Raw genomic sequence first — 16,383 nt, forward strand, 5'->3', positions numbered from 1 at the left:
TCCTGCAGCGTCAGCTCGCCGCCTTCCGTGTCGAGGCCGTTGATGATCACTGGATCGTCGTTGTTGTGGACTTGCAGCACCAGGTTGGCGGTGCTGGTGTCGCCGTCGGCGTCGGTCAGGGTGTAGGTGAAGGTTTCGGTGCCGTTGCCGCCGCCGTGCAACGCGACGAATTGCGGATCGCTGGTGTTCAGCGTGTAGGTGTAGGTGCCGTTGGGATTGAGGACCAGGGTCCCATAAGTGCCGGTGAAGGTGCCGCCAATGATCGGCCCGCTGTCGGGGCCGGTGGGAATTCGGTCAGCGCCCTGGTGGTCGTTGGGCAAGACATTGCCCGTGAGCGTGACAAGGGTTTCCGATGCGGTGCTGGCGTGGCTGTCGTCGATCGCCTGGGGCACGTCGTCGGTAATGTTGACGTCCAAGGTTCCGTTGGCGGTGTCGCCATCGGTGTCGACGGCCACCACAGGGAATTGCTCGCTGATGCTGTTGGCACCGTCACCCGCCGGATGGGTTTCGTTGTCGTTCAAGGTGTAGCTGTAGCTGACGACGCCAGTGGCCGGGTCATAGCCTGTGACGGTCAGGGTATTGCCCAAGGGCGAGGTGACGGATTGTGGGAAACCTGCGGGCACGCCGCCGGTAATCACATTGACACCACCGATGCTCAGGCTGCTCAGCCCGTCGGGCGCAGAAACCGTGAACGTACCGCTTTGCACCAGCGCGCCTGGATTGCTGGCGGTACCGTCGGCGAGGTTGGCTTCGTTGGCGGTCAGTTCGCCGCCGTCCACGGTCAGGCCATCCAGGGTGACAGGGTTGTCCGGGGTCTCGGGCGTTACGGGGGGGACGATGCCGTCGTTATTACTATCCGGATCGGCCGCCAATTCCAGCTGGGGAAACTCCGGAATCCCATTGAACCCCGCCGTGGGAAAGCCGATCTGCGGGTCGACTTGTCCACCGACTTCCTCCAGCAACACAAAGCTGTGACCGCCACCCAAGGCTCCCGCCGCGCTTGCGTTGCCGGGCCCCGCCGCGGTGGCTTCGCCCGCCTGGGTCGGGTCGGCGCCGGCGGCGATGGCTTGCTGCAGCTTTTGCACATCGGTCAGTTGCGCGTCGCTCGGCGCTGCGGTTTCAGGCGTGTCGACATGCGGCGCCTGGTTAGCCAGCAATTGCGGGGTCAGGGTCAGGTCGCTGCCGCGCCCCAACGTCAATTCGTGGCCGTTCTGTAAATGCACGGCCACTGCGCCTTCGGCCCCGGTGACCAAGTGCTCGCCGGCATACAAACGATCACCTTCGACCAATGGGCGTCGCACCCCACCGGCGGCCTCCGCGAAAACCTGCCCTACCACCTTGCTGACGGTACCGATGAGCGCTGCCATGTGCATTCCCTCCGTTGCCAACCCGTGGTCGGCATCTGTCTGGGTGAAGAAGTCACGCTCAAGTCGACCGTCAGAATCTGGAAAATCTGCCAGCTTTCACGGGGCCTGGCGACGCTAGCGCTTCGCCATAACGACAAAAAACCGTCACCCTGAACCGCCCCGTTTTTCAACTTTTTTGCTGTTCTTCACGTCGTTTCAAAATTTGAATGGAACTTTTTATTGACGTCTTAAAACCGTCAGAACCCTTAAATACAAAGGCTCCTGCTCTGAACAATGTGCCGGTTTTTTTTAACGACATAAGTTTTTTTCGAAATAAGCGTTATGAGAAATTCTTCTTAGGTTTTCCACAGGATGTTCTTAGCTGTGTTGTTACAAGGTTGAAACGGTTTTGATCTTTTAAACGTCAATTTTCTGGCGACAACGAAGCACAACAGACCTCAGGAGATACACCCCATGCGCGTTCTTACACCCCTCTGCAGCGCGGTTTTGCTGGCCATGGCCTGTTCTTCTCAGGCGCAGGCGATGTCGTTGACCGAAGCCATCCAGAGCACCATCGCGACGCACCCCGAATTGGCGCAACGGGTGGACAGCCGCCTGTCGGCCAATGAAGACGTCAAAGTGGCAAGAGGGGGCTTTTATCCGTCAGTGGATCTGAACGCCGGATATGGTCGCGGCTACAGCGACAACACCAATACCCGGGCGCTGGGCAACCATCACACGAACATCCTGACCTACACCCAGTCGGAGCTGCGCCTGCGGCAGATGATCTTCGACGGATTCAACACCGCCAATGAAGTCGAACGCACCCAGGGCGTGGTCAATTCCCGGGCCTATTACGCCCAGGGCACCGCGCAAGACCTGGCCCTGCGCACCATCGAGGTCTACCTGGAAGTCCTCAAGCGCCGCGAGCTGCTGACCCTGGCCAAGAACAACTTGCAGGCGCACCTGCGGGTCAACGACCAGATCGGCCTGCGCACCGAGCGCGGGGTGGGTAGCACCGCCGACTCCGATCAGTCCAATGCCCGTCGGGCCCTGGCGGAAAACAACTACGACACCGCCCAGGTCGACCTGGCCGACGCCGAGGCGAACTTCTATAGCGTGGTCGGGCGCATGCCCGATGAGTTGGAAACACCGCCGTCCACCAAAGGCGAGATCCCTGCCGAACTGCGCGAAGCCCAGCAAAGCATGGTGGATAACAACCCTTACCTGAAATCGGCCCAGGCCGACATCCAGTCCGCCGAAAGCCAATATGAAGTGGCGAAATCGCCGTTCTACCCGCGCTTCGACGCCGAGGCGGCAGTGGGCGCCAACAACAACATCGGCGGTGAAGAAGGTCACGACAACAATTGGCGGCTGGGCGTAGTAATGAACTACAACCTGTTCCGCGGCGGCAGCGACAAGGCGCGGCTGGCGTCCAACGCGCACCAGATCAACCAGGCCATGGACATCCGCAACAACGCCCTGCGCCAGCTCAACGAAGACACGCGCCTGGCCTGGAACGCCATGCTCAATGCGCGCAAACAGACCCCGACGGCCCGTGAATACGCCGACACCACCGCCCGCGTGCGCTCCGCCTACCAGGATCAATTCGGCCTCGGCCAACGGACCCTGCTCGACCTGCTCGACAGCGAAAACGAGCTGTACAACGCCAACCGTCGCTACACCGAGGTGCGCTACACCGAGGAGTTTTCGATGTACCGGGTGCTGGCGAACATGGGCCTGCTGCTGCACAAGCAACGGATCGTGCTGCCGGCCGATGCGGTCGCGCAGACCGAAGTCAAGAACCAGGCACGGCTGCCGGAACTGAAGTAATCCCGTGGGAGCGACCGACTTGACCAGCATGGAACCCACCACCCCGAGCGCCGACCCGCGCTCGAACTTCGATGATCCCTTGCTGGACGGCTTGTTGATCCTCTGCAAACTCCATGGCGCGACCGTCAGTCGCGCCAGCCTCAGCGCCGGGCTTCCTATGGCGCACCAACGCTTGAGCCTGGAACTGCTGCCGCGTGCAGCGGCCCGGGCCAGTTTGCAGGCGCGGCTGTTGCGTCGCGACCTGGCGGACATCTCGGCGCTGAATCTGCCGGTGATGCTGATCCTCGCCGGGGGCCGCTGCGCAATATTGCGGCGCTGGGGCGAGGACGGTCGCGCGCTGATCCTGCCCAGCGAGGCCGATGGCGGCGAACAATGGGTCAGCCGTGAAGAGCTGACCATCGACTACAGCGGCCAGGCCTTGTTCGCCCGGCCGCGTCACGAACTCGAAGACCTGCGCGCGCCCTTGGTGCCGCGGGTCGAAGCGTGGTTTCGCGACACCTTGAAATTGTCGCGCTGGTTGTACAGCGACGCGATCCTGGCGAGTTTCCTGATCAACCTGCTGGGCTTGATGGTGCCGCTGTTCGTCATGCAGACCTACGACCGCGTTGTGCCAAACCAGGCCACATCAACGCTGTGGGTGCTGGCCGTGGGGCTGCTGATCGGCACCGGTTTCGAACTGGTGCTACGAGTGGTGCGGGCCCATCTGCTGGACACCGCCGGCAAGAAGACCGACGTGATTCTCTCGGCGACCCTGTTCGAACGCATCACCGGCATGGCGATGAAAGCCAAGCCCGTGACCATCGGCGGCTTTGCCCAGAGCATCCATGACTTCCAGGGTCTGCGAGAATTTCTCACGGCGGTGACACTCACCAGTCTGATCGACCTGCCCTTCGCCCTGCTGATGCTGGTGGTGATCGGCCTGTTGGGTGGATGGCTGGTGGTGATTCCCGTAGTGGCGTTTCCAATCACCATTGTCTTCGCCATGATCATCCAGGCGCGGCTGCGCGACACCGTGCAGAAAAGCCTGGCCCTGGGCGCCCAGCGCCAGGCCCTGCTGATCGAAACCCTCGGCGGCCTGGAAACCCTCAAGGCCTGCAGCGCCGAAAGCGAGCGCCAGCATCAGTGGGAAAGCACCCACGGCGCCCTCACCCGCCTCGACAGCCACGCGCGCAACCTTTCGGCGCTGGCGACCAACGGCACGCTGTTCCTCCAACAACTGGCCGGCATGACGACCATTGTCGCGGGGGTCTACAGCATCATCGCCGGCAACCTCAGCGTCGGTGCGCTGGTGGCGACCTACATGCTCGGCAGCCGGGTCCTCGCGCCGCTGGGCCAGATCGCCGGGCTGATCACCCGCTACCAGCAGGCCCAGCTCACCATGCGCAGCACCGATGCCCTGATGGCTTTGCCCCAGGAGCGCGATGCCAAGCAGCGGCCCCTTGATCGCACGCAATTGCAAGGCGCGCTGGACGTGAGCGGCGTGACCTTCCACTACAACGGCCAGAACACCCCGGCACTGGCGAACGTCAGTTTTAGCCTCAAGCCGGGTGAACGGATCGGGATCATCGGCCGCAGCGGCTCGGGCAAAAGCACCCTGGCGCGGCTGGTGATGGGTTTCTATGCGCCGGAGGAAGGCCAGTTGCTGCTGGACGGCCTGGACCTGCGGCAACTGGACGTCGCCGACTTGCGCCAACAGATCGGCTACGTCGCCCATGACCTGCCGCTGCTCGCCGGCAGCCTGCGCGACAACCTCACCCTCGGTGCCCGCTACATCAGCGACGCACGCATGCTGGAAGTGGCGGAACTGACCGGTGTCACCGAACTGGCGCGCCAACATCCGCAGGGCTTTGATCGTCCGGTGGGCGAGCGCGGGCAGTTGCTGTCCGGCGGCCAGCGCCAGGCCGTGTTGCTGGCCCGGGCCTTGTTGCTCGACCCGCCGATCCTGCTGCTGGACGAACCCACCAGCGCCATGGACAACAGCAGCGAAGACGTCCTGCGGCAGAAACTTCATACCCACGTACAGGGCAAGACCGTGCTGCTGGTCACCCACCGCACCTCGATGCTCAGCCTGGTGGATCGGCTGGTGGTGCTGGATAACGGCCGGATCGTGGCGGACGGGCCGAAGGATGCGGTGATCGAGGCGTTGCGCAAGGGACGGGTGGGCTCAGCGGCGGTTTAAATACCAACACATATCCCTTGTGGCGAGGGGATTTATCCCCGCTGGGCTGCGCAGCAGTCCTAAAACCATGTGCCTCGGTGTGCCAGACAGACTGAGGCAACTGTCTTGGGGCCGCTTCGCAGCCCAGCGGGGATAAATCCCCTCGCCACAAAAGCTCGCACCGGATCTATAACAATTAACCAACGGGTACCGCCCCATGTCTGCTCAAACACCCGATTCAGCCGCCCGAAGCTACTTCGGCAGTTTCAGCAAAAGCGCCGAAAGCGAGTTCATGCCGGAAACCGCCGGCGCGACGCTGCAGGACTCGCCGCGCCGGTCGCGCGTCACCGTGTGGCTGGCCGCAGGGCTGATTATCAGCGGGCTGGTCTGGGCCAAACTGGCGGTGTTGCAGGAAGTCACCACCGGCGAAGGCAAGGCGATTCCGTCGAGCAAGATCCAGGTGATCCAGAACCTCGAAGGCGGCATCATCACCGAGATTTTCGTGCGCGAAGGCCAGATGGTGAACAAGGGCGACACCCTGCTGCGCCTGGACGACACGCGGTTCCTGTCGAACAAGGGCGAGAGCGAGGCGGATCGTTATGCGTTGATGGCACAGGTCGAACGCTTGTCGGCAGAGGCCGAAGGACGGCCCTTGCAGTTGTCCACCGAAGTGACCGGCAAGGCGCCGCAGGTGGCCGAGGACGAGCGCGCGCTCTATGAGCAACGCCAGCGACGCCTGGCCAGCGAGCAGCGGACGCTGACCGAACAGCTGCGGCAAAAAACCCAGGAACTCGCAGAGTTTCGCTCCAAGCAAGGCCAGTTCAGCTCGGCGCTGGCCTTGCTGCAAGAAGAAATGAACATGTCGGCGCCGCTGGTGCGCACCGGGGCGGTTTCACCCGTCGAAATCCTGCGGCTCAAGCGCAGCGCGGTGGAAATCCGCGGCTCGCTCAACGCCACCACACTGGCGATCCCTCGGGCCGAATCGGCGATCAACGAGATCAAGAGCAAGATCGACGAATCGGAACAGACCTTCCGCTCCGATGCCGCGAAAGACCTCAACGAGAAACGCACCGAGCTGTCAAAAATCACCGCCACGAGCATCGCCATCGACGACCGCGTGACCCGCACCACCGTGGTCTCGCCGGTGCACGGGGTGATCAAGCAATTGAAGGTCAACACCATCGGCGGCGTGGTCCAGCCTGGCAGCGACATGATCGAGATCGTGCCACTGGAAGACAATTTGCTGATCGAAGCCAAGGTCCGCCCACAGGACGTGGCATTCCTGCATCCAGGCCAGAAAGCCATGGTCAAGTTCAGTGCCTACGACTACACGATCTACGGCGGACTCAGCGCCAAGCTCGAACTGATCGGCGCCGACACCATCACCGATGACAAGGGCAACAGCTTCTATCTGATCCAGGTGCGTACCGACAAGAACCATTTGGGCAGGGATGCGAAACCGTTGCTGATCATCCCGGGGATGGTGGCGACGGTGGATATCATTACTGGGGAGAAAAGTGTGTTGGATTACTTGCTCAAGCCGGTGTTGAAAGCACGGACCGAGGCGATGCGCGAGCGGTAGGCTTTGGCTGGGATCTTCGGTGTCTGGGCTATCGCCATCGCGAGCAAGCTCGCTCCCACATTGGATTTGTGGTGACCACTAACCTTGAGTGCACTGGAGATCAACTGTGGGAGCGAGCTTGCTCGCGATGAGGCCGGCAACCACACCACCTATTTCTCAGCATGATTACGCCGAAACGTCTCCTCCCCCATCGCCGCAATCTGCCCCTCGATCAACGCCTCGAACGGCCTCAGCAGCGGCTCGAAACTCGCCGGTGCCTCCAGGACCTGCAACGCCTGGACAATCGCCTCCACCGTCGACAGCGCCCCCGGCCCTGGCGCCTTGCGCAAGCGGTAGCGGGACAGGCCGCCATCAACCAACGTCACCCTCGGCAATGCCGCCAGCAGCGGATTGAGGTGCAGAATCTTGCGCGCCTTGCGCCAGGTGCCATCGGGAACGACCAAGAGCAGCGGCTCTTCGGACGCGCCATAGGCCTGGATTGGCTGTGCATCGTCAGCGGGAAACAACAAACGCGCCCGGTAACCCGGTTGGTTGAGCAGCCGGGGCAAATCCTCGAACACCTCGCCCACGATCAACTCGGCATTCGTCAGCCCCAACGCCGCCAGCCGCGCGGTGTTCAAGGCATGGTTCACTTCGCTGGGATGCTGCAACAGCAGAACGCGGGTACGGCTGTCGAGGCTGGGGATCAACGGGCACAGGCAGTGGCTTTGCGGCCTGAGGCAACGCGGGCATTGGATTCTGGACATGGTCACGCCTGGTTCAGTTGAGCTTTGAGCAGATCACGGAAGGTCTGGATCAGCGGCTCGCGGCTGCGGCCACGGCGCACGATCATCGAGAACGGCGCCTGATAACCAAACGTCGCCGGCAACAGCACGCGCAAGTCGCCCTTGTCGACCCAGGCCTGGGCGTAATGCTCGGGCAGGTAGCCGATGTAGGCGCCTGACAGCACCAGGATCAACTGCGCCTCCATGCTCTCCACCGTCGCCGCACTGTGCTTGAAGCCATGACGGGCCAATTCGGCCTGGCTCCAGTAACCGCGCCCGACCATCCGCTGCTGGGTGATGACTTGTTCGGGAATGCGCCGTTCAGTGAACAGCGGATGGCGGTTGCTGCAATACAACCAGTGCTGCTCACGGTACAACGGCATGTAGACCAGCCCGCTCATGCGCGTGGAAAACGCGCCGATCGCCAGGTCCAGGCGGTTGTCCTGGACGCCGAGTTGCAGTTCATACGGGCTCAGGACCGACAGGTGCAGATGCACCGCCGGATGTTCCTGGCTGTACGCGCCGATGGCTTCGGCGAACGGCAAGGCCTTGTCGCTGACGGTGGAGTCGATCACCCCCAGGTTCAACGTTCCGCGCAACTCGCCCTTGAGGGCGGCGGCGTACTGCTCGAAGCCTTCGAGCTCGCCAAGCAGGCGCAAGGTTTCCTGATGGAACAACTCGCCTTTGCTGGTCAGGCTGAACCCACCCCGGCCGCGATGGCAGAGCACCAGCCCCAGGGCCGATTCGAGCTGGCTCATGTAGGTGCTGATGGCGGACGTGGAAAGGTTGAGCTCGTGCTGGGCGTTGGCGAACCCCTGGTGCCGGACCACGCTGACAAAAATGCGCAGCAGCTTCAGGTCGGGTAGAGGGTTGGCCATTGGGGGGTCTCCAAAATACTCAGGGCTTGGTAGCGCTCTTGTGGCGAGGGGATTTATCCCCGCTGGGCTGCGAAGCAGCCCCAAGAAAGTCAACTCAATCTGCCTGATACACCGGGATATCAGGGTTTAGGGCCGCTTCGCGCCCCAGCGGGGATAAATCCCCTCGCCACAGGGGGCTTTTTGCCCCAGGACTGCACAGACGCGGAGTCTATCGCCCCGCCCGCCATTAGTTTAGAAAAATCTGAACTAAGTATTTGCCGCCAGCGATTCTTCACGGCAACGGCTTTTCGCAGAATCGGCCCCTGATAAATAAAACAACGATGAGGCCCTACCCGTGGACAAGATTCTTCACCAACCACTGGGCGGCAACGAAATGCCGCGCTTCGGCGGCATCGCCACCATGATGCGACTCCCCCATTTGCAAACCGCCGCCGGCCTCGACGCGGCCTTCGTCGGCGTGCCGCTGGACATCGGCACCTCCCTGCGCGCCGGCACCCGTTTCGGCCCCCGCGAGATCCGCGCCGAATCCGTGATGATCCGCCCCTACAACATGGCCACCGGTGCCGCGCCGTTCGACTCGCTGTCGGTGGCGGACATCGGTGACGTGGCGATCAACACCTTCAACCTGCTGGACGCGGTACGGATCATCGAAGAGTCGTATCACAAGATCCTCGAACACAATGTCATCCCGCTGACCCTGGGCGGTGACCACACCATCACCCTGCCGATCCTGCGGGCGATCCACAAGAAACACGGCAAAGTCGGCCTCGTGCACATCGACGCCCATGCCGATGTCAACGACCACATGTTCGGCGAGAAAATCGCCCACGGCACCACCTTCCGCCGCGCCGTGGAGGAAGGCCTGCTCGATTGCGACCGCGTGGTGCAGATCGGCCTGCGCGCCCAAGGCTACACCGCCGAGGATTTCAATTGGAGCCGCAACCAGGGCTTCCGCGTGGTCCAGGCTGAAGAGTGCTGGCACAAATCCCTGGCCCCACTGATGGCTGAAGTGCGTGAAAAAGTCGGCGGCGGCCCGGTGTACCTGAGCTTCGACATCGACGGCATCGACCCGGCCTGGGCGCCAGGCACCGGCACCCCGGAAATCGGTGGATTGACCACTATCCAGGCAATCGAAATCGTCCGTGGCTGCCAGGGCCTCGACCTGGTCGGTTGCGATCTGGTAGAAGTTTCGCCGCCCTACGACACCACCGGCAACACCTCGCTGCTGGGCGCCAACCTGCTGTACGAGATGCTCTGCGTACTGCCCGGCGTGGTTCATCGCTGAGGCGCGGCCATGAACGATCGAGACCAAGTCCTCAAGGCCGCCGCAAAATTGGTGTCGGCCTTCGCCCGCAATGACCGCGACGCCTATTTCGGTGCGTTCACGGTCGATGCGAGTTTCGTGTTCCACACCCTCGAACAGCCCCTGCTGTCCCGCGATGCCTACCAGGCGTTGTGGGATCGCTGGCGGTCCGAGGATGGCTTCGAGGTGTTGAGCTGCACCTCGAGCAACGCCTTCGTCAGCCTGCTAGGGGACGTGGCGATTTTCATCCATGACGTGGCCACTGAGCTGCGCATGCAAGGGGAGCTTCACTTTAGCCAGGAGCGCGAAACCATTGTGTTTCGCCAAGAACAACAAGGCCTATGGCTGGCCTGTCATGAACATTTGTCCGCAATGCCGGAAGGGCTGCCACCCCCTTAGCCAAGCAGGCGACGTTCACGCACGATGAACGCGCCTCGATGATCGGAGCAGATCATGCATAACAATAACGATAAAAGCCTTACGCAGATTGAAACCAACGGGGTCGAGCAGATCCCGGACCATGAACGAACCGCCGGCCCGGGCGATCTGTTTCGACTGATCTTCGGCGGCGCCAACACCTTTGCCACCGCCGTGCTCGGCAGTTTCCCGGTGCTGTTCGGCCTATCCTTCCAGGCCGGGGTCTGGGCGATCGTCCTGGGCGTGTTGGTCGGTTCGATCATCCTCGCGCCGATGGGCCTGTTCGGTCCGCTCAACGGCACCAACAACGCGGTGTCTTCCGGTGCGCATTTCGGCGTGCACGGGCGAATCGTCGGCTCGTTCCTGTCGCTGCTGACCGCCGTCGCGTTCTTCTCGCTGTCGGTATGGAGCTCGGGCGATGCGCTGATCGGCGGCGCCAAGCGGCTGGTCGGCGTGCCGGAAACCGACCTGAGCCTGGGCCTGGCCTACGGCCTGTTCGCCCTGTTGGTGCTGACCGTTTGCATCTACGGCTTCCGCTTCATGCTGTGGGTCAACCGCATCGCCGTGTGGGCCGCCAGCCTGTTGTTCCTGCTGGGCATCTTCGCCTTTGCACCGAGCTTCGACAGCCAGTTTGCCGGCACGGTCGCCCTCGGCCAACCGGGCTTCTACGCCGCCTTCATCGGCGCGGCGCTGGTCGCAATGAGCAACCCGATTTCCTTCGGGGCCTTCCTGGGTGACTGGTCGCGCTACATTCCGCGAAACACGCCCAAGCCGCACATCATGCTGGCGGTGATCGCCGCGCAGTTGGCGACGCTGATCCCGTTCCTGTTCGGCCTCTCCACTGCCACCATCGTGGCGATCAAGGCGCCGGACTACATCGCGGCCAACAACTACGTGGGCGGGCTGCTGGCGGTGTCGCCGGGCTGGTTCTTCCTGCCGGTGTGCCTGATCGCGGTGATTGGCGGCATGTCCACCGGCACCACGTCGCTGTATGGCACCGGGCTGGACATGTCCAGCGTGTTCCCACGGCTGCTGTCGCGGGTCAAGGCGACGCTGCTGATCGGCGTGCTGTCGATTGCCTTCATCTTCATCGGTCGCTTCGCGGCGAACCTGGTGCAAAGCGTGTCGACCTTCGCCGTGCTGATCATCACCTGCACCACGCCGTGGATGGTGATCATGATCATCGGCCTGCTGGTGCGCCGTGGCTTCTACTGTCCGGACGACCTGCAGGTGTTCACCCGCGGCGAAACCGGCGGGCGCTACTGGTTCAGCCATGGCTGGAACTGGCGCGGATTGGGCGCGTGGATTCCCAGCGCATTGGTCGGCCTGTGCTTCGTCAACCTGCCTGGGCAATTCGTCGGCCCGCTAGGGGAATTGGCCGGTGGGATCGACATCAGCCTGCCGGTGACCCTGGGGCTGGCGTCGGTGGTGTACCTGGCGTTGCTGGGGCTGTTTCCGGAACCTGCGGCGGTGTATGGGCCGCAGGATCCGCGGAGCAAGGATGCTGTCTCGCCGAGCGCTGGACCTGTGGCGAGGGGATTTATCCCCGCTGGAGCGCGCAGCGGTCCCAAACCCTGACATCTCGGTGTGCCTGATAGATTGAGTTGGCTGTTTTGGGGCTGCTTCGCAGCCCAGCGGGGCGGTGCGACGTTTCGCTAAATCCCCTCGCCACAACTCCATCTGTCCATGGCGCCATCTCGACTTCCTATAAAAAAGACAAATCGGAGACACGCCATCATGGCCTTGGATTTAATCGTCGTTCTCATCTACGCCACCGGCATGATCGCCCTCGGCTGGTACGGCATGCGCCGCGCCAAGACCCGTGACGACTACCTCGTCGCCGGGCGTAACCTCGGCCCGGGCTTTTACCTGGGCACCATGGCCGCCACCGTGCTCGGCGGCGCCTCGACCATCGGCACCGTGCGCCTGGGCTATGTCCATGGCATTTCCGGATTCTGGCTGTGCGGCGCCATCGGCCTGGGCATCGTCGGGCTGAGCCTGTTCCTCGCCAAGCCGTTGCTCAAGCTCAAGATCTACACCGTGACCCAGGTGCTGGAGCGCCGCTACAACCCGGCCGCGCGCCACGCCAGCGCACTGATCATGCTGGTCTACGCGCTGATGATCGGCGCCACGTCGACCATCGCCATCGGCACGGTCATGCAGGTGCTGTTCGGCCTGCCCTTCTGGGTGTCGATCCTGGTGGGCGGCGGCGTGGTGGTGCTGTATTCCACCATCGGCGGCATGTGGTCGCTGACCCTGACCGACATCGTGCAGTTCCTGATCATGACCATCGGCCTGGTGTTCTTGCTGATGCCGATGTCCATCAGTGACGCCGGTGGCTGGGACGCGATGGTGGCGGCCTTGCCGGCGCGCTATTTCGATTTCACCGCGATTGGCTGGGACACCATCGTCACGTACTTCCTGATCTACTTTTTCGGCATCTTCATCGGCCAGGACATCTGGCAGCGGGTATTCACCGCCCGCAGCGAAGGCGTGGCCAAAGTCGCCGGCACCGCCGCCGGCCTGTACTGCGTGCTCTACGGCCTGGCCGGTGCGCTGATCGGCATGGCGGCCAAGGTGTTGCTGCCGGACCTGGAAAACGTCAACAACGCCTTCGCCAGCGTGGTGCAACACAGCTTGCCCAACGGGATCCGCGGCCTCGTCATCGCCGCTGCCCTCGCGGCGCTGATGTCCACCGCGGCGGCGGGACTGCTGGCGGCCTCCACCACCGTCGTCCAGGATCTCCTGCCGCGTCTGCGCCAAGGTCGTGAAAGCGGTAACGGCGACGTCCATGAAAACCGCATCGCGACCTTGCTGTTGGGCGGGGTTGTCCTGGCGATCGCCCTGGTGGTCAGCGATGTGATCAGCGCCCTGACGCTGGCGTACAACCTGCTGGTGGGCGGCATGCTGATCCCGCTGATCGGTGCCATCTACTGGAAACGCGCGACCACCGCAGGCGCGATCAGCAGCATGTCGCTGGGCTTCGTGACGGCGTTGTTCTTCATGTTCAAGGATGGTTTGGATGCGAACACGCCGATCTATTACAGCCTGAGCGTGGCGTTGGTGAGTTTCGTGCTGGTGAGTTTGCTATCGCCAAGGTCGAATGTGGTGGCCAAGGCCGCTTGATCGAAACTGAATCGAGCCGAACACACTTGTGGCGAGGGGATTTATCCCCGCAGGGCTGCGATATAGGTAGTCCGTTCCTTCCTCTTCCATACTGATGTTCGCTGGAATTCGGTTGTCGGCGAGGAAGGAACATGCACCTGCGGGCTACGAATAGGGCTGCAACGCATTTCGATGATTACCGCTTCACCTTCGAGCCCAGCAGGTGCGCTTGCGCCCTCTAACGAACACTCAGGGAAAGCCGGCCACGGCTCTCTATATCGCCTTCGCTGGACGCAAGCATGCATGTTCCTGCATGTACTTTAGCGTCTGTGGAGGTGTGCCATGCAAACGCTGTTGTCTCAAAAATTCACTGCTTATATCGGAATTGATTGGGCCGATACCAAACATGACGTCTGCTTGCAGGTTGCTGGGCAAGCCCAGCGGTCCTTCTCGGTGATCCGACACACCCCCGAAGCCATCGATCAATGGGCTCATGGGCTGTACCAGCGCTATGGCGGCCCTATTGCCATTGCCGTGGAGTTGGATAAAGGCCCCCTGATCGCGGCTCTGCAAAAATATGATTTCTTTTGTCTGTTCCCAATCAATCCCGCCACCTTAGCCAAACACCGCAAAGCCTTCGTCCCCAGCGGTGCGAAGGACGATCCGAGCGATGCCCAGTGGGCACTTGAGCTGCTGCTCAAGCATCCCGACAGATTTCCCCAGCAAGAGAAACAAAGTCCTGCCATACGCCATCTGGCTAGCTTGACCGAACATCGGCGAACCTTGGTTGATGAGCGAGTAAGAATCAGCAATCGGTTGGTTTGCATGCTCAAGCAGTACTATCCGTTGGTGCTGGAGTTGTTCCACGACCATGACACGCTGGTGTTTTGTAATTTCCTGGAGCGCTGGTCGACGTTGGAAGCACTTAAACGTGCTCGGCCTACCAGCGTTTTGAAATTTCTTAACGCGCATAATGTTCGCCATGCAGAACTCAATCAGGAGCGTCTGGCCTTGATCCTCAAGGCCACGCCACTGACAGAGGATCCGGGGATTGTTAACCCTTCAGCGCTGTATGTACGGACCCTGGCATCGCAGTTGAGCGGGATGCTGGTGGCGATCAAGCAGTTTGATGCGGCGATTGAAGAAACGGCCAATACCCTGGCCGATTACAGCCTCTTCAAATCCTTGCCTGGGGCCGGGCCACAGCTTGCACCCCGGCTGATGGTGGCTTTTGGTGAGCAACGTGATCGCTTCAAGAATGCTGGTGCGGTGCAGCGATATGCCGGGATCGCCCCGGTTACCGAGCGCAGTGGCAAGAAGAAAATCGTCCGCTGGCGCTATCTATGTTCAACCTTTTTGCGTCAGACGTTTGTGGAGTGGGCTGCCCACAGCATCAATCAATCGGCATGGGCAGGGGCATACTATCGTCAGCAGAAGGCCAAGGGCTGCTCTCATCAAGCAGCCCTGAGGGCACTGGCTTTTAAATGGATCAGGATCGTTTATCGGTGCTGGAAGGCCAGAGTCCCGTACGACGAAAGCATCTATCTACAAGCCCTGACCCGCCACAACTCGCCTTTGATGACAACACCGGAGACAACGAAAGCATGTTGACGGAAGAGCTCAGGGCGTGAAGCTGCCCTGTTTAAGCCTTTCCTATCTTTCAGAAGATACTCTTGACCCTGTTTGCGACTGCTGCGCAGTCGAGCGGGGATAAATCCCCTCGCCACAGGTGTTCGCGCCGCCAATAAAAAGATCGCAGTTCCGGGCCATCTCGATTGAAATGGTCCGGAACTGCGATCTCTCCAAATTCCTGGTGGGTTTACCGGCGGCGCGGCTGGCGGCGACGTTGCTCGTCGTCAGTGCGGATCGGTATCGGCTGCATGGGCGGCTCGATCAGGCCAAGCGCGACACCCAGGTCATGAAGCCAGTTCTGGATTTTCTCTTTCATCGTGGTGCCCCCTCAGGTGGTGCGAGCGGCAGATTTCTGTGGCCCCTTCGCACTGATAATAGTCCGAAGTCCTGTTCAATGCTCGTTACAGATTGCAATGATCTGTTACTGAATTGATCCAAATCCCAGGTGGTGAGTTCAAGCCGATTGCGCCGGGATCATTGGCGCACGCGGCCAGGCTTGTTGTTGCAATTCAATCCAGGCGTTCAGGTTGGCGCCGACCATGCCTTTGCGCCACATCAACCACGTCGTCGCACTGGCAAACGGCTCGGCCAGCGGATGCACCATGACACGTTCGCGCCCCGGCAGGCTGGCGAGCATCGACTCGGACATCAGCGCCACCCCGGAGCCGGCAATCACACAGGCCAGCATTCCCTGGTATGACTCGATCTCCATCGCCCGGCCCATGGTTGCATGGTCGTGGGCGAACCAGGCTTCCAGGCGCATCCGATAGGAACAGCCACGCCGGAAAGTGAACACCGCACGGCCCTGCACATCCAGCGCACTGCGCACCGGCAGATGATCGGTCTCAGTGATCAACACCAACCGCTCGTCGCACAACGGCACGCCATCCAACCCCGCCAGCTCCAGCGGGCCGTCCACCAGCGCCGCATCGAGGCGATTGGTGAGCAGGCCTTCAAGCAACTCCCCACTCGGTCCCGATTGCACTTGCAGGTTCACCGCCGGATAAGCCCGGTGATAAGCCGCCAGCAGGTCCGGCAAATGCGTCGCCGCCGTGCTGTACATCGTGCCCAGGACAAAATCCCCGGCCGGCTGGCCGCCCTGCACCGCCGCGTGGGCTTCGTCGTGCAAGGCGAACAGCTTGGTCGCATAGTCCAACAGGACTTTTCCCGCAGGCGACAACTGCAATCGCTGACGCTCCCTTAGGAAAAGATCCACGCCCAACTGCTCTTCCAGCTGCTTGAGCCGGGTCGACAGGTTCGACGGCACCCGGTGCAGACGCTCGGCGGCCCGAGTGATGGAACCCTCTTCGGCCACCGCTTGGAAAATACGTAACTGGCTGAACTCCACGGCCTTCTCCAAAAACG

The 16,383-nt window shown here is 61.8% G+C and carries 13 protein-coding genes; 8 read left to right on the forward strand and 5 right to left on the reverse strand.

Annotated features, from left to right (window positions below; genetic code table 11):
• Positions 1-1,367, reverse strand: a 1,367-nt coding sequence (locus Q7C33_RS17960) for a retention module-containing protein (RefSeq protein WP_407683881.1), incomplete at its 3' end; no start/stop codon positions are given.
• A 453-nt stretch (positions 1,368-1,820) separates the two neighbouring features.
• Here Q7C33_RS17960 and Q7C33_RS17965 point away from each other — a divergent pair.
• The 3 genes from Q7C33_RS17965 (at position 1,821) to Q7C33_RS17975 (ending at position 6,919) form a co-directional block, all read left to right on the forward strand.
• Positions 1,821-3,179, forward strand: coding sequence for a TolC family outer membrane protein (locus tag Q7C33_RS17965; protein WP_198797189.1), 1,359 nt, complete (start codon positions 1,821-1,823; stop codon positions 3,177-3,179).
• 19 nt (positions 3,180-3,198) lie between these two features.
• Positions 3,199-5,358, forward strand: coding sequence for a type I secretion system permease/ATPase (locus Q7C33_RS17970; protein WP_217860085.1), 2,160 nt, complete (start codon positions 3,199-3,201; stop codon positions 5,356-5,358).
• 196 nt (positions 5,359-5,554) lie between these two features.
• On the forward strand, positions 5,555-6,919 hold the full coding sequence (locus Q7C33_RS17975; protein WP_407683882.1) for an HlyD family type I secretion periplasmic adaptor subunit: 1,365 nt from the start codon (positions 5,555-5,557) through the stop codon (positions 6,917-6,919).
• A 149-nt stretch (positions 6,920-7,068) separates the two neighbouring features.
• On the opposite strand, the gene Q7C33_RS17980 is transcribed toward Q7C33_RS17975, so the two are convergent.
• Together Q7C33_RS17980 and Q7C33_RS17985 are read right to left on the reverse strand one after the other, a co-directional pair.
• Positions 7,069-7,665, reverse strand: coding sequence for a tRNA-uridine aminocarboxypropyltransferase (locus tag Q7C33_RS17980; RefSeq protein WP_407683883.1), 597 nt, complete (start codon positions 7,663-7,665; stop codon positions 7,069-7,071).
• A gap of 2 nt (positions 7,666-7,667) precedes the next feature.
• Positions 7,668-8,561 (reverse strand): LysR family transcriptional regulator, encoded by an 894-nt coding sequence (locus Q7C33_RS17985; RefSeq protein ID WP_217860087.1) that lies wholly within the window; start codon positions 8,559-8,561, stop codon positions 7,668-7,670.
• Between the two features lie 334 nt (positions 8,562-8,895).
• Here Q7C33_RS17985 and speB point away from each other — a divergent pair, with 334 nt between their 5' ends.
• The 5 genes from speB to Q7C33_RS18010 all read left to right on the forward strand — a co-directional run bounded on the left by speB (position 8,896) and on the right by Q7C33_RS18010 (position 14,997).
• Positions 8,896-9,846, forward strand: coding sequence for an agmatinase (gene speB, locus Q7C33_RS17990; protein WP_072341466.1), 951 nt, complete (start codon positions 8,896-8,898; stop codon positions 9,844-9,846).
• Positions 9,847-9,855: 9 nt separating this feature from the next.
• Positions 9,856-10,263: a YybH family protein gene (locus Q7C33_RS17995; protein WP_323154372.1), complete on the forward strand. Its 408-nt coding sequence runs from the start codon at positions 9,856-9,858 to the stop codon at positions 10,261-10,263.
• A 51-nt stretch (positions 10,264-10,314) separates the two neighbouring features.
• Positions 10,315-11,859: a purine-cytosine permease family protein gene (locus Q7C33_RS18000; protein ID WP_407683929.1), complete on the forward strand. Its 1,545-nt coding sequence runs from the start codon at positions 10,315-10,317 to the stop codon at positions 11,857-11,859.
• A 159-nt stretch (positions 11,860-12,018) separates the two neighbouring features.
• Positions 12,019-13,407: a sodium:solute symporter gene (locus tag Q7C33_RS18005; protein ID WP_217860090.1), complete on the forward strand. Its 1,389-nt coding sequence runs from the start codon at positions 12,019-12,021 to the stop codon at positions 13,405-13,407.
• A gap of 321 nt (positions 13,408-13,728) precedes the next feature.
• The gene (locus tag Q7C33_RS18010; protein ID WP_407683884.1) at positions 13,729-14,997 is read left to right on the forward strand and encodes an IS110 family transposase; all 1,269 of its coding nucleotides are present in this window, start codon (positions 13,729-13,731) and stop codon (positions 14,995-14,997) included.
• Between the two features lie 208 nt (positions 14,998-15,205).
• Here the strand turns inward: Q7C33_RS18010 and Q7C33_RS18015 are convergent, their stop codons facing one another.
• Together Q7C33_RS18015 and ptrR are read right to left on the reverse strand one after the other, a co-directional pair.
• Positions 15,206-15,334, reverse strand: a complete 129-nt coding sequence (locus Q7C33_RS18015) for a PA1414 family protein (protein ID WP_256222727.1) — start codon at positions 15,332-15,334, stop codon at positions 15,206-15,208.
• 138 nt (positions 15,335-15,472) lie between these two features.
• Complete coding sequence (gene ptrR / locus Q7C33_RS18020; protein WP_198797183.1) at positions 15,473-16,366, reverse strand: putrescine utilization regulator PtrR; 894 nt, start codon at positions 16,364-16,366, stop codon at positions 15,473-15,475.
• Positions 16,367-16,383: the final 17 nt, after the last annotated feature.

This window comes from Pseudomonas sp. BP11-1-1 (assembly GCF_052112105.1).
In the GTDB taxonomy this organism is placed as follows: domain Bacteria; phylum Pseudomonadota; class Gammaproteobacteria; order Pseudomonadales; family Pseudomonadaceae; genus Aquipseudomonas; species Aquipseudomonas alvandae.

Excerpts from the sequence above, each read along its gene's own strand:
- Q7C33_RS18015 (WP_256222727.1), bottom strand. The coding sequence starts at position 15,334 with ATGAAAGAGAAAATCCAGAACTGGCTTCATGACCTGGGTGTCGCGCTT.
- Q7C33_RS17975 (WP_407683882.1), top strand. The coding sequence starts at position 5,555 with ATGTCTGCTCAAACACCCGATTCAGCCGCCCGAAGCTACTTCGGCAGT.
- Q7C33_RS17980 (WP_407683883.1), bottom strand. The coding sequence starts at position 7,665 with ATGTCCAGAATCCAATGCCCGCGTTGCCTCAGGCCGCAAAGCCACTGC.
- Q7C33_RS17965 (WP_198797189.1), top strand. The coding sequence starts at position 1,821 with ATGCGCGTTCTTACACCCCTCTGCAGCGCGGTTTTGCTGGCCATGGCC.
- Q7C33_RS17995 (WP_323154372.1), top strand. The coding sequence starts at position 9,856 with ATGAACGATCGAGACCAAGTCCTCAAGGCCGCCGCAAAATTGGTGTCG.
- Q7C33_RS18010 (WP_407683884.1), top strand. The coding sequence starts at position 13,729 with ATGCAAACGCTGTTGTCTCAAAAATTCACTGCTTATATCGGAATTGAT.
- Q7C33_RS18005 (WP_217860090.1), top strand. The coding sequence starts at position 12,019 with ATGGCCTTGGATTTAATCGTCGTTCTCATCTACGCCACCGGCATGATC.
- Q7C33_RS17985 (WP_217860087.1), bottom strand. The coding sequence starts at position 8,561 with ATGGCCAACCCTCTACCCGACCTGAAGCTGCTGCGCATTTTTGTCAGC.